Source organism: Thermodesulfovibrio sp. (assembly GCF_049969575.1).
Classification (GTDB): domain Bacteria; phylum Nitrospirota; class Thermodesulfovibrionia; order Thermodesulfovibrionales; family Thermodesulfovibrionaceae; genus Thermodesulfovibrio; species Thermodesulfovibrio obliviosus.
The window spans coordinates 68292-81104 of record NZ_JBMFOO010000002.1 but is presented as its reverse complement, the minus strand read 5'-3'; the positions used below and the strand labels follow the sequence as shown (position 1 = coordinate 81104).

General features: G+C 35.3%; 13 protein-coding genes. 12 read left to right on the top strand and 1 reads right to left on the bottom strand.

Features of this window, described 5'->3' with window-relative positions; genetic code table 11:
* Nucleotides 1–3: 3 nt before the first annotated feature.
* The 5 genes from sdhA to ACP5O9_RS01090 are packed head-to-tail and all read left to right on the top strand — an operon-like array spanning nt 4 to nt 4342.
* Entirely contained in the window at nt 4–1737 is a 1734-nt protein-coding gene (gene sdhA, locus ACP5O9_RS01110; RefSeq protein WP_424904664.1) for a succinate dehydrogenase flavoprotein subunit, read from the top strand.
* Entirely contained in the window at nt 1737–2456 is a 720-nt protein-coding gene (locus ACP5O9_RS01105; protein ID WP_353686834.1) for a succinate dehydrogenase iron-sulfur subunit, read from the top strand. Before sdhA ends, ACP5O9_RS01105 begins: the two co-directional genes overlap by 1 nt.
* Nucleotides 2453–2797 carry a succinate dehydrogenase, cytochrome b556 subunit gene (gene sdhC / locus ACP5O9_RS01100; protein WP_353686835.1) on the top strand — a complete coding sequence of 115 codons (345 nt, stop codon included), beginning with the start codon at nt 2453–2455 and terminating at the stop codon, nt 2795–2797. The genes ACP5O9_RS01105 and sdhC overlap by 4 nt, the downstream gene beginning before the upstream one ends.
* Complete coding sequence (gene sdhD / locus ACP5O9_RS01095; RefSeq protein WP_424904665.1) at nt 2797–3111, top strand: succinate dehydrogenase, hydrophobic membrane anchor protein; 315 nt, start codon at nt 2797–2799, stop codon at nt 3109–3111. Before sdhC ends, sdhD begins: the two co-directional genes overlap by 1 nt.
* A 19-nt stretch (nt 3112–3130) precedes the next feature.
* On the top strand, nt 3131–4342 hold the full coding sequence (locus ACP5O9_RS01090; protein WP_353686837.1) for a type II secretion system F family protein: 1212 nt from the start codon (nt 3131–3133) through the stop codon (nt 4340–4342).
* On the opposite strand, the gene bioF is transcribed toward ACP5O9_RS01090, so the two are convergent.
* The gene (bioF, locus tag ACP5O9_RS01085; protein ID WP_428723276.1) at nt 4308–5483 is read right to left on the bottom strand and encodes an 8-amino-7-oxononanoate synthase; all 1176 of its coding nucleotides are present in this window, start codon (nt 5481–5483) and stop codon (nt 4308–4310) included. The genes ACP5O9_RS01090 and bioF overlap by 35 nt on opposite strands.
* 70 nt (nt 5484–5553) lie before the next feature.
* Here bioF and mraZ point away from each other — a divergent pair, with 70 nt between their 5' ends.
* The 7 genes from mraZ to mraY are packed head-to-tail and all read left to right on the top strand — an operon-like array spanning nt 5554 to nt 12810.
* Nucleotides 5554–6009, top strand: coding sequence for a division/cell wall cluster transcriptional repressor MraZ (gene mraZ, locus ACP5O9_RS01080; RefSeq protein ID WP_353686839.1), 456 nt, complete (start codon nt 5554–5556; stop codon nt 6007–6009).
* Nucleotides 5999–6877 (top strand): 16S rRNA (cytosine(1402)-N(4))-methyltransferase RsmH, encoded by an 879-nt coding sequence (gene rsmH, locus ACP5O9_RS01075; protein ID WP_353686840.1) that lies wholly within the window; start codon nt 5999–6001, stop codon nt 6875–6877. The genes mraZ and rsmH overlap by 11 nt, the downstream gene beginning before the upstream one ends.
* Entirely contained in the window at nt 6874–7167 is a 294-nt protein-coding gene (locus ACP5O9_RS01070) for a hypothetical protein (protein WP_353686841.1), read from the top strand. The genes rsmH and ACP5O9_RS01070 overlap by 4 nt, the downstream gene beginning before the upstream one ends.
* 2 nt (nt 7168–7169) lie before the next feature.
* Nucleotides 7170–8900 (top strand): peptidoglycan D,D-transpeptidase FtsI family protein, encoded by a 1731-nt coding sequence (locus ACP5O9_RS01065; protein WP_424904668.1) that lies wholly within the window; start codon nt 7170–7172, stop codon nt 8898–8900.
* A complete protein-coding gene (locus ACP5O9_RS01060) occupies nt 8897–10369 on the top strand; it encodes a Mur ligase family protein (protein WP_428723275.1) in 1473 nt (490 codons plus the stop codon). Before ACP5O9_RS01065 ends, ACP5O9_RS01060 begins: the two co-directional genes overlap by 4 nt.
* A gap of 3 nt (nt 10370–10372) precedes the next feature.
* Complete coding sequence (locus ACP5O9_RS01055; RefSeq protein WP_428723274.1) at nt 10373–11725, top strand: UDP-N-acetylmuramoyl-tripeptide--D-alanyl-D-alanine ligase; 1353 nt, start codon at nt 10373–10375, stop codon at nt 11723–11725.
* On the top strand, nt 11725–12810 hold the full coding sequence (mraY, locus tag ACP5O9_RS01050) for a phospho-N-acetylmuramoyl-pentapeptide-transferase (protein WP_353686845.1): 1086 nt from the start codon (nt 11725–11727) through the stop codon (nt 12808–12810). The genes ACP5O9_RS01055 and mraY overlap by 1 nt, the downstream gene beginning before the upstream one ends.
* Nucleotides 12811–12813 lie beyond the last annotated feature (3 nt).

Sequence of the window (12813 nt, the reverse complement as noted above, 5' to 3'; positions counted from 1 at the left end):
TAGGTGGAGATTAACAGACACTACTTTGACACAATTATTATTGGTTCAGGGCTTGCAGGTTGTCGTGCTGCCATTGAATGTATCAATCAAGGAACAGTTGGAGTTTTAAGCAAACTTTATCCAACTCGTTCCCATTCAACAGCAGCACAGGGAGGAATTGGTGCTGCTTTAGGTAATGAAGAAGAGGACTCTCCTGAGTGGCATACCTATGATACTGTTAAGGGAAGCGATTTTTTAGGAGACCAGGATGCCATTGAAATTATGTGCTATGATGCCATTCCAACAATAATTGAACTTGAACACATGGGTGTGCCTTTTTCCAGGACACCTGAAGGGAAGATTGCACAGAGAAGATTCGGGGGACACACAAGGGAGTTTGGTAAAGCACCTGTTCGCAGAGCCTGTTATTCTGCTGACAGAACTGGCCATGCAGTGCTTTTTGCCCTTTATGAACAGTGTCAGCTTAAAGGTGTAAAATTTTTTCAGGAGTTTGAAGTTCTTGATATTGTTATAGAAAACAATGCTATTCAGGGAGTTATTGCAATAAACATAAAGGATGGTTCAATTCATGTATTTGAGTCCAAAGCAGTGATAATAGCAAGTGGTGGATATGGAAAGATTTTTAAAGTCACCTCCAATGCTTATGCAAGCACAGGTGAGTGTCTGAGCATGCTTTTCAGGCAGGGACTTCCTCTTGAAGACATGGAGTTCTTTCAGTTCCATCCTACAGGACTTTACGGACTTGGAATATTGATTACTGAAGGAGCAAGAGGTGAAGGAGGAGTTCTGATTAATGGAAAGGGCGAGAGATTTATGGAAAGGTATGCACCAACCATAAAAGACCTTGCTCCCCGTGATATGGTGTCCCGTGCGATTCTTACTGAAATAAAAGAAGGAAGAGGTATTGATGGTAAAGACTATGTTTACCTTGATCTCAGACATGTGGACAGAAAAATTCTTGAAGAAAGGCTTCCAGAAATAACCACCTTCTGTAAAATCTACATGGGAATTGATCCTTCTCAGGCACCAATTCCTGTTGTTCCCACTGCTCATTATGCAATGGGTGGAATTCCAACAGACAATGATGGCAGAGTTTTAAGAGATGTTGATGGCTCTGTTGTTTACGGACTTTATGCTGCTGGTGAGTGTGCTTGCGTGTCTGTTCACGGAGCAAACAGGCTTGGATGCAATTCCTTACTTGATACTGTTGTATTTGGAAGAAGAGCAGGAAAAGCTGTCTCAGAAATTCTTAAATCAAACACAACAGGAAAGGTTAAGAAAGAAAGAATTCAGGCAGTTGTTGACTGCATTAATATGATTAAAAACTCCAATGGAAGAGAAAGTATTGCCTCTGTAAGAAAAGATTTACAATCAGTTATGATGGATAAATGCTCTGTATTTAGAACTGAGGAAGGACTGAAAACACTTCTTGAAGAAATCCAGAACTTAAAAGAACGATATAAAGAGATAGCCATTACTGATAAATCAAAAACCTTCAATACAGAGCTTCTTGAAGCCATAGAACTCGGACACATGCTCACCCTCGCAGAAGTAATAACCTGCAGTGCTTTACAGAGAACAGAAAGCAGGGGCGCTCACTACAGGGAAGATTATCCAAAGAGAGACGACGAAAACTGGCTCAAGCATACCTTTGCTTTTCTTACTGATAAAGGCATTTCTTTCAAATTTAAACCCGTTAAAATAACAAGATTTAAACCAGAGGAGAGGAAATACTGATGGAAAAATATTACACCTTTAGAATCAAAAGATATTTACCAGATGAAGATCCCCCTCAAAGATGGGATGAGTTTAGAATTAAGCTTAACAGCATGGAAAGGGTTTTAGATGGACTTATTAAGATTAAAGAGACAAGAGATGGAACTCTCACATTCAGAAAATCCTGTGCTCATGGAGTATGCGGTTCCTGTGCAATGAAAATCAATGGTAAAAACAGGCTTGCCTGTCAAACACTGGTAAAGGATCTGCCAGAAGTTATAGAAATTGAGCCTTTACCTTCTTTACCAGTAATAAAAGATCTTGTTGTTGACATGACCTTATTTTTTGAAAAAAATGACAAGGTTCTGCCCTATTTGATAAATGATGAGCCTGCACCTGAAAGGGAAAGGATTCAATCACCAGAGGATCAGCATAAAATTCTTGAGTCAATAACATGCATTATGTGTGGAAGTTGCACCACATCTTGTCCAGTATTCTGGGCTGACAAAGAATATCTTGGACCAAGCGCTCTTCTTAAAGCTTACAGATTCATTTTTGACAGTCGTGACAGAGCAACAGAGCAAAGACTTGAGGCAATTACAGGAGAACACGGACTGTGGCGTTGTCATTCAATCTTTAACTGTGTTGAAGTCTGTCCAAAGGAGATTGACATTACAAAGCACATTTTAAAATTAAAACGACAGGCAGTAAAAAAAGGCTTTACTGGAGGTGAAAAATGAGATATAAATGGAATACAGGTTCAATTGCTTGGCTTGTGCACAGAGTTACAGGAATAATTCTTACATCTTATCTAATTGCCCACATTTATGTCTTAAGCCATTTAAAGGACGCTGCGGCATATAATAAAATAATGGCATTGATGAAAAATCCTGTTATTAAAATTGGCGAACTTGTTCTTTTTGCAGTGGTTTTGAAACATGTTTTTGCAGGAATAAGAATTACACTTCTTGAAATAGGAGTGTCAACAAAGTATCAAAAACAAATGGTTTATGCTGGAGCAGCATTTGTAGCAGTTTTATGGTTTATTGGTGCTTTTTACTTCTTAAAGGAGGTATTCTAATGTGGAGCTGGCTTTTACATAGAATAACAGGTGTGATTCTTGCTTTTGGTTTAGTTTATCATTTTTTTATGATGCACTTTATTCAACCTGAGGCATATTCCTATGAAGCTGTAATTCAAAGGCTGAGCGAGCCATCCTGGAAGGTTTTCAATATTGTTTTTCTTCTGTCAGCTTTATATCACGGTTTTTATGGATTAAATGGGCTTGTTACAGAGTATGTAAAAAACAATTCATTGAAAAGATTTTTGAAAATTATGGTATTTATTATTCCATTAGGACTTGCTTTCTTTGGGTTTAAAATTGTATTTTTATAAAAAATTGAGAGGTTTTTAAATGCCTACAACTTTTATCTGGAAAGGTAGAACAGAAGAAGGACTTCCAGTAACAGGTGAAACAGAAGCTGAAAACGAAGGAGAACTTCTTTTAGCCTTAAGAAAAAAGGGAATAATTCTAAGGTATGTAAAAGAAAAGGAAGAAAAGAAGTTTTTCAGTTTGAAAGGAGTCTCTCAGAAAGATATTCTGTTTTTTACTCGCCAGTTTGCAACTCTTTTTTCCTCAGGTGTGCCTGTTGTTCAGGCTTTTGATGCATTGATTGGTCAGGTCAAAAATAAAAGTTTTAAAAAAGTTCTTATAAATTTAAGAAACGATATAGAAAAAGGCTCCTCCCTGGCTGATGCAATGAAAAAACATCCAAGAGTATTTAGTTCACTTTTTGTAAATATGGTTAGAGCAGGTGAGGAAGGTGGAATGCTTGATAAGGTTCTTCAAAGAATGGCTGATTATTTTGAAAAAATGATAAAACTACGCAGAAAAATCATCGGCGCTATGATATATCCAGCTCTGGTAATAGCTGTTGCTGTTGTTGTTGTGGCAATTATTATGATATTTGTTATTCCAACATTTGCAAAGTTGTTTGCTGAAATGGGACTTGATCTTCCTCTTCCTACAAAAATCACCATTGCTATGAGCAATTTTATGGCAAGATCAGGAATTTTTATACTTTTAGGCGTTATTGGATTTTTCATATTTATAAAATTTTTGCGAAGCTCTGCTAAAGGTAAAAAAATAACGGATAGCATTTTTTTAAAAATTCCTCTTTTAGGAGTTATTTTGCTCAAAGCCTCTCTTTCAAGATTTTCAAGAACACTTGGAACACTTCTTGGCAGCGGAGTCCCCATACTTAACAGCATGGAGATTTCAGCAAGAGCCTCAGGAAATAAAGTTATAGAAGATATTGTTATTGAAATGAGAGAGGATGTCACTGCAGGTAAATCTCTTACAGAGGTTTTAAAATCAAGGCCTGTAATTTTCCCGCCAATCTTTGTTCAGATGGTAAGTGTTGGAGAGTCAACAGGTAAGACAGATGAGATGCTTAATAAAGTTGCTGATTTTTATGATGAGGAAGTTGACAATGCTGTTGCAAATCTTATGAGCATGCTTGAGCCTGCTTTAATAGTATTTCTTGGCGTTACAATAGGATTTATTGTCATATCTCTTTATCTTCCTATATTCAAACTGGGCGAAGTTGCTGGCAAAGGAGGTTAAAAGCCTCAACAAGTATTTCAATATCTCTGTCTGTATGTCCTGCACTTATGGTGATTCTGATCCTTGGCATTTTTACTGTAGGTGGTCTGATAGCAGGTGCATAGATACCTAAATCATTAAAGATTTTTGAAGCCTTTGTTGCTTCTTCTACATTATTGAAGAGAATTGGAATGATGGGAGTTTGTGTGTTTGTTGTTTTTAGCTCCAGGTTTTTTATGGCTTCCATAACTTTTTCAATATTTTGCCAGAGTTTTTTAATAATAGTTTTATCTTCCATAATGATTTTTACAGAAGCGTAAGCAGAGGCAATTACACTTGCTGGCAAAGCAGTTGAAAAAATAAGTCCTCTTGCAGAGTTTATAAACCATTGTATAAAAATGTTTGCTCCGCATACAAAAGCTCCAAAGCTACCAATTGCTTTTGAAAGCGTACCCATTTGAATTACCAGTTTGTCTTGAGGAAGATTAAAGTGTTTCCACGCACCATGTCCCTGTCCAAGAACACCTGTTCCATGAGCATCATCAATATAAAGAATTGCCTCCTCAGACTTGCATATTTCATAAAGCTCTTGCAGTGGCGCAATATCTCCATCCATACTGAAGACTGTATCTGTTATTATAATTTTTTTGCCATTACATGAAGTTTCTTTTATCTTTTTGCATAAATCATTCATATCAGCGTGTTTATAAATAATTTTTTTTGCTTTACTGAGTCTCACTCCATCAATTATGCTTGCATGATTAAGTTCGTCACTGAAGATTATATCTTCTTCATCAGCCAGTGCTGGAATTAAGGAAGTATTAGCTGTATAACCGGAGTTAAGAACAATGGAGCTTTCAGTGCCTTTAAATTCACATAAAAGTTCTTCCAGTTTTTTATGTAAAATCGTGCCACCACTCAGCAGTCTTGATGCAGAAGCTCCTGCGCCAAAGAGTTCAACTGCTGTCTTTGCTGCTTCTTTTACAACTGGATGCTGACTCAATCCAAGATAGTCGTTGGATGAAAAATTTATGTACTTTTTTCCATCAATTGTAATCTCCATCATATTCCTTGATTCCATATCATTTATTGAACGGTAGAGATTTTCTTGTTTAAGTTTTTCAAGCTTTTTTTCAAAAATTTCAAAAATTTTTTTACTCATATAAATAACCTCTTGACAAAAATTTCACCTTAGTATAATATTGGTGGTAAATAGTGGTGGAAAGTGGAGCATGATATCTTTCATAGGAAAATATTACCATAATCTTGATCAAAAAGGAAGAGTTATTCTACCAGCTCCTCTTAGAGAGGTTTTGTCAACAAAGTACTCTTCAGGCAAACTTTATCTTACAAATGCTCCATTTGATAAGGCGTTGCATCTTTATCCTCTTGAAGAATGGCTAAAGCTTGAAGAAAAAATAAGGCAACTTCCAAAGTCTGACGAAGCAGTAATGTATTTTTTAAGAAGAGTTATAGCTTCTGCTGTTCCATGCGAATTAGATAAACAAGGGAGGATTCTTATTCCCTACGAACACAGGCAGGATGCTGGAATTAATTCAGAGGTTGTTATTGTTGGGCAGATTGACAGAGTAGAAATATGGGATAAGCCTACATGGGATAGCATTACAGATCCTTCAAAGGTAGATATAAAGAGGATACAAGATGGTCTTGCAAAGTATGGATTATAAAATACATGTTCCTGTGATGGTTAAAGAAGTGATAGAACTTCTTAATCCTGTATTTCATGGAGTCTATGTTGATGCAACTGTAGGCTGTGGTGGTCATTCTATGGAAATACTTAAAAGACTCGGCTCTAACGGAAGATTAATTGGCATTGACAGAGATGAATCTGCAATACAGATAGCACAGCAGTATCTAAATGATTCAAGAGTTATTTTAAAAAGAGCAAGATTTTCTCAGCTCAAAGAGATTTTAAAAGAGCTGAATATTCAAAATATTGATGGAATTCTTTTTGACTTAGGAGTTTCAATGCTTCAGCTAAAGGATTTTTCAAGGGGATTTAGTTTTTATTCAGATGAAAATCTTGATATGAGAATGGATCAAACAGGTTCTTTAACAGCCTGGGATGTGATAAACAAGTATTCAGAGAGAGAGCTTGAAAGAATTTTAAGAGAATATGGTGATGAACCCTTTTCAAGAAGAATAGCAAGAGAGATTGTGAGACAGAGAGGCAAAAAAACAATTGATACATGTAAGGAACTTGCAGGCTTGATTAAAAGAATCATTCCAAGACATGGAAGGCTTCATCCTGCAACTCAGGTTTTTCAAGCAATAAGAATAGAAGTGAATAAAGAAATTGACGAATTAAGAGAAGGACTTTCCCAGGCATTGGAATTATTAAAATCAGGTGGAAGGATATGCGTTATTTCCTACCATTCAGGTGAGGATAGAGTTGTAAAGAATTTTTTCAGAGAAAAACAACATGCAGGTATTCTCAGGATTGTCACTAAAAAACCTATTTTACCATCTCTTGAAGAAGTTTCCAGAAATCCTTCATCAAGAAGTGCAAGACTCAGAGGAGGTGAAAAAATATGAAATATTTTATTTCAATAGTTTTTGTTCTCTTTGCAATTTTTGCCATTTTATGGGTAAGGTCAAATGTAATTTCTGTAGAGTACAGACTAAGCAGTCTTGAAGAGAAAAAAAAAGCTTTACTCAGGGAAAACAAGAATTTACTTGCTCAAAAGTCAAGCTTAACATCCTTTGTAAGAATTAATAATGCCGAGGAGCATTTGCTGGTATTTCCTGACAGAAAAAAAGTTGTTTATATAGAAGGGAGACCTGAGAATTTAGTAAAAACAATAAGTTTTAACAAAAAGAATTAAAAATGCAGAAAAGGTTTATTTTACTGAAAATAATCCTTTTAATATGTTTTGCTTCTGTTATTTTTCGTCTTGGTTTAATCATGTTTGTTGAACACGAGGCTTATTTTGCAAGAGCAAAAATTCAGCAAATAAAAAAGGAAGAGATTATTCCAAAGAGAGGTAACATATATGACAGAATGGGCAGGGAACTGGCAATTTCTCTTGAAAAGGAGTCTCTATTCATTGATCCTGCATCTTTAAAGTCAGTCCAGGCAGTTAATGTTTTAAAAAACTATGTTAAAGTTAACCCTGAGCAGATAGAAAAATTGTCAGAAAAAAACATAAGATTTTTATGGCTTCAGAGAAAAGTTGATTCAGATCTGGCAGAAAAAATAAAAGCTTTAAAGATTGAAGGAGTTGGTTCTGTAATAGAAGGCGCAAGATTTTATCCAAAAGGATTTTTAGCATCTCATGTGATTGGATTTGTGAATATCGATGAACAGGGCATGGAAGGATTAGAAAGACAATATGATCAATATCTTAGAGCAGAAAAAACTTTGAAAACAGTTACTGTAGATGCCAGAGGGAAAAAACTTTCTCAGGGAGATTTAAAAGATGTAAAAGGAAATGATGTTTTTATAACAATTGATGAAGGTTTACAATACATTGTTGAAAAATACCTTGATGAAGCAGTAAAAAAATGGCAGGCTTCTTCTGCTACTGCAATAATGATGGATCCATTTACAGGTGAGATTCTTGCTCTTGCAAACAGACCAACCTATGATCCCAATAATTTAAAATCAATAAAAAATATTGGTATAATAAGAAATCGAGCAATAACAGACCTGTATGAACCAGGTTCAACATTTAAAATAGTTACAGCAACTGCAGCACTGGAAGAAGGCATTGTAAAGCCTTATACTAAATTTGATTGTTCTCAGGGTTATATAGAAGTAGGGGGTAAAAAAATAAAAGATGTTCACAGAAATGGAGTTCTTACTTTTGAAGAAGTTATTCAGAAGTCTTCAAATGTGGGAACAATAAAGATAGCAATGATGCTTGGAAAGGAAAAACTTTATCAATACATAAAAAAATTTGGCTTTGGTGAAAAAACCGGAATAGACCTTCCCGGAGAGATATCAGGCTATATAAGAGCCCCACAAAAATGGTCTGGCACATCCATAGGAGCCATTCCAATTGGACAGGAGGTGGGAGTTACAGCATTGCAAATCCTTAGAGCCTACTCTGCAATTGCCAATGGAGGTTATCTTGTAAAGCCTTTTGTAGTGTCTGATATTCGCTCTCCTGATGGAAATATTTTATACAAAAGCGTTATTCAGAGACAAAAAATTATTTCCGACAAAACAGCGAAAATAATGAGAGAAATACTTAAAAAAGTTACAGAACAAGGAGGCACAGCTACTCAAGCAAAGCTTGATGGAAATGACGTTGCAGGTAAAACAGGAACTGCTCAAAAATATGATCCAAAAACTCACAGATACTCAAAAGACAGATTTGTAAGCTCTTTTGTTGGATTTATTCCTGCTCAGAATCCCCGTATTGCCATGATAGTTGTAATTCAGGATCCAAAAGGTGCTCACTATGGAGGAGTTGTTGCTGCGCCTGTATTCAAAGCAATTGCTGATGAAGCTCTGGCTTATCTTAATGTTCCAAGAGATGATGCCAGACAAAAGGGTCTTGTTGTAACTTTTGATACACAAACAAATGAGAAAGTTGCGGTAGTAAGACGATGATCTTAAGAGAACTTTTAAGAAAAGATTTTGATGTTAAAGGAGACATAAACAGGGAAATATTAAATCTATGTTACAATTCGAAGGATGTAAAAGAAGGAAGTATTTTTGTTGCAATATCAGGTGGAAAAACCGATGGTCATCTTTTTATTGAAGAAGCAATAAAAAATGGTAGCATTGCAATTGTTTATGAGAAGGGAAAAATTTTACCTCAAAACGACTCTGTTACATGGATAGCTGTTAATGACACAAGGAATGCTCTTGCGTGGCTTAGTTCAAGATTTTATGGAAATCCCTCTGAGAAAGTTAAAATGATAGGGATAACAGGAACAAATGGAAAAACCACCACTTCTTATCTCATAAGAGAAATATTGAAGAAATACGGGAAAAAAACAGGAATTATTGGAACAATTAAATATTTGATCGATGAAGAAGAAAAAGCAGCAATTCATACAACTCCAGAGGCTCCTGAGTTTCAAGGACTTCTTCATGAGATGGTCCAAAAAGGTGTGGAATATGTTATTTCAGAGGTTTCTTCCCATGCTCTTGCTTTAAAAAGAGTTGATTATACTCAGTTTGATGTAGCTGTATTTACGAATCTTTCAAGAGACCATCTTGATTTTCATAAGGATATGGATGATTATTTTCAGGCAAAAAAAAGACTTTTCACTGATTTACTTAAAGAAGAAGGCATTGCGGTTATAAACATAGACGATGAATATGGAAGAAGGCTTGCGCAAGAAATAAAAAATGAAAAAATTCTGTATTCTCTGCAAAATCCTGAGGCACATATTTATGTGAAAAATTATAGATTGAAGTTTAAAGAAACAGAGATTGTTTTTTCCATTAATGATGAAGAATTATTTGTTAAAACACCTCTTTTAGGAGTTCCAAATATTTATAATGTTGCCTCTGCTGTGTCTGTTGCTTTTAGCTTAAACATACCACCTGATATTATTGTGTCTGCTCTCTCAGAGGTATGCTCTCCAGAGGGAAGATTTGAAAAAGTTGATGTTGGGCAGGATTTTCTTGTTTTTGTTGATTATGCACACACACCTGATGCTCTTGAGAGATTGCTTTTAAGTGTAAAAAAATTAAAAGAGAATTTATCAAAGGATGGCAGAATAATAACAGTCTTTGGTTGCGGTGGTAATCGTGATAAAGGTAAAAGACCTGAGATGGGAAAAATTGCTACAGAGTTAAGCGATATGGTTATTCTTACTTCTGATAATCCAAGATGGGAAGAACCAGGAGAAATAATTAAAGATATAGAAGAAGGCATCTCAAAGGATAACTACATTGTTGTTCCAGACAGGGCTATGAGTTTATGGATCGCTACAAGAATATGCAAAAATGGAGATATTTTAATTGTTGCTGGTAAAGGGCATGAAGACTATCAGGAAATAAAAGGGAGGAGATACCATCTAAGTGATAAAGAAGTTTTGACAAAGGCTTTGAAAGGATTGAAATAAGCTATGTTTACTCTTGAAGATTTAATAAAAGCCACAGCAGGAAAGTTAATTTCCTTAGGGGAAGAAGTATTCAGAGGAGCATCAATTGATACAAGAACAATTACAGAGAATGATTTATTTTTTGCTTTAAAAGGTTCTAAAAGAGATGGTCATGATTTTTTAATTGAGGCATTACAAAAATCATGTGGTGCAGTGATTTCTAAACAAGCAGATATAAGTTTTCAAAATAAAACAGTAGTTCTGGTTGATGATACTCTAAAAGCATTACAGAATCTGGCGAGATATTTAAGAAAAAAATTTAGAGGAAAAGTTATTGCAGTTGTTGGAAGTAATGGTAAAACTACAACAAAGGAATTAATTGCTGGCATGTTGTCAAAAAAATATAAGATTCTTAAGACAGAGGGAAATTTCAATAACAATATAGGAGTTCCTCTCTGCCTTAGTAAAATTGAACATGATACCGAGATAATGGTTCTTGAACTTGGAACTAACAGACATGGAGATATAAAAGAACTTTGCGAAATAGTGTATCCAGATTATGCAGTGATTACAAACATTGGATACGAGCACATTGAAGGATTTGGCTCAATTGAAGGAGTAAGAAAGGGAGAGCTTGAAATACTTCCTTTTGTTAAAACAGTTTTTGTAAATGGCGATGATGGCTTTCTCATGGAGGGGCTTAAAGATTACAAGGGAGAGATTTTAACATTTGGATTGGGAAGTCAGTGTGATTTTAGAGCTGAAAAAATTAATTTTTATGATGACTATGTTGAATTTGATTTTTGCACTGATATTCTGAGCTTTCCTGTAAAAACTTCTTTAACAGGAATATACAACATTTATAACATAACAGCAGCTGCTGCTGTTGCAACCTTCTTGGGTGTGTCAAAATGTATTGTCCAGAAAGTTTCAGAGTTCTTCAACCCTGTAGCCATGCGTGGAGAAATAATAAAAATTAATGGAATGGAAATATTTTTTGATGCTTACAATGCTAATCCTTCTTCAATGAGGGTAGCTTTAGAGGAACTTGCAAGGAGAAAAAAAACAAGAAAAGCAGTTGCAGTGCTCGGTGATATGCTTGAACTTGGAGAGTTTGCTCCAGTAGCTCATGAAGAAATTGGTAAATGGATTCATGAGTTAGGGATTGAAGTTTTTGTTGGAGTAGGCACATTTATGAAGAATGCTTTAAGATATGTTAAAGGAGAGGTTTTTGATGAGCCTGCCCTGGCAGCTCAGTTTTTAAAAGAACAGCTTACAGGTTCTGAAATTATTTTAATAAAAGGTTCAAGAGCCATGAAAATGGAGCAAATTCTTGATATATTACTTGAACAATCTAAGGAAAGAGGAAAAAGGTAATGCTTTATGAAATTCTTTACAGTTTAAGTGACCAGTTTTCAGTACTTAATGTATTTCGCTACATTACTTTTAGGACAATGCTTGCAATACTTACATCTTTCTTTTTTACATTTATTATTGCTCCTTCTTGCATAAGATGGCTTAAAAGATTAAGTCTTACCCAGCATATAAGAGATGATGGGCCAAAAACACACCTTAAGAAAGAAGGGACTCCTACAATGGGAGGAATAATAATAATTGCATCAGTTTTCCTCTCAGTCCTTTTATGGGCTAATCTGAGAAATCATTATGTATGGATTATGATTGTTAGTTTTTTAGGCTTTGGTTTTATAGGATTCGTAGATGATTACTTAAAAATAACAAGAAAAAATTACAAAGGACTACCAGGTAGATATAAATTGGTTGCTCAATTTTTACTTGCTTTATCTGTAACTCTTTTTCTCTATTTTAATCCAAAGGATCCTTATACCACTGTTTTAAGTATTCCATTTTTCAAACAATGGCTTATTGATCTTGGAGTATTTTATCTGCCTTTTGCTATTTTTGTAATGGTTGGAACTTCAAATGCTGTTAATCTTACAGATGGAATGGATGGACTTGCAGCAGGTCTTGTAGGAATTGCCTCTATTGTAAATGCTGTTCTTCTTTATATATCAGGTCATGCTGTATTTGCTAAATATCTCTATGTTCTTTATATCCCGGGCACAGGGGAACTGGCAGTTTTCTGTGGAGCAATGCTTGGAGCCTGTCTTGGTTTTTTATGGTATAATTCTTATCCTGCTGAAGTTTTTATGGGAGATGTAGGCTCACTCAGTCTTGGAGGAGCTCTTGGAAGCCTTGCAGTTATAACAAAACACGAGATAGTTCTGGCTCTGGTTGGTGGAATATTTGTTGTGGAGGCTTTATCTGTAATTCTTCAGGTGAGTTATTTTAAATTAACGAATGGCAAGAGAATTTTTCGCATGGCTCCCCTTCATCATCATTTTGAGTTAAAAAAGTGGCCAGAGCCGAAAGTTATCGTTCGATTCTGGATAATAGGAATAATACTTGCTCTTTTAAGTCTTTTAACTTTAAAACTGAGGTGAGGA

Coding starts and splice junctions, on each gene's coding strand:
- ACP5O9_RS01105 (WP_353686834.1), top strand. CDS start 1,737: ATGGAAAAATATTACACCTTTAGAATCAAAAGATATTTACCAGATGAA.
- sdhC (WP_353686835.1), top strand. CDS start 2,453: ATGAGATATAAATGGAATACAGGTTCAATTGCTTGGCTTGTGCACAGA.
- sdhD (WP_424904665.1), top strand. CDS start 2,797: ATGTGGAGCTGGCTTTTACATAGAATAACAGGTGTGATTCTTGCTTTT.
- ACP5O9_RS01090 (WP_353686837.1), top strand. CDS start 3,131: ATGCCTACAACTTTTATCTGGAAAGGTAGAACAGAAGAAGGACTTCCA.
- bioF (WP_428723276.1), bottom strand. CDS start 5,483: ATGAGTAAAAAAATTTTTGAAATTTTTGAAAAAAAGCTTGAAAAACTT.
- mraZ (WP_353686839.1), top strand. CDS start 5,554: ATGATATCTTTCATAGGAAAATATTACCATAATCTTGATCAAAAAGGA.
- rsmH (WP_353686840.1), top strand. CDS start 5,999: ATGGATTATAAAATACATGTTCCTGTGATGGTTAAAGAAGTGATAGAA.
- ACP5O9_RS01070 (WP_353686841.1), top strand. CDS start 6,874: ATGAAATATTTTATTTCAATAGTTTTTGTTCTCTTTGCAATTTTTGCC.
- ACP5O9_RS01065 (WP_424904668.1), top strand. CDS start 7,170: ATGCAGAAAAGGTTTATTTTACTGAAAATAATCCTTTTAATATGTTTT.
- ACP5O9_RS01060 (WP_428723275.1), top strand. CDS start 8,897: ATGATCTTAAGAGAACTTTTAAGAAAAGATTTTGATGTTAAAGGAGAC.
- ACP5O9_RS01055 (WP_428723274.1), top strand. CDS start 10,373: ATGTTTACTCTTGAAGATTTAATAAAAGCCACAGCAGGAAAGTTAATT.
- mraY (WP_353686845.1), top strand. CDS start 11,725: ATGCTTTATGAAATTCTTTACAGTTTAAGTGACCAGTTTTCAGTACTT.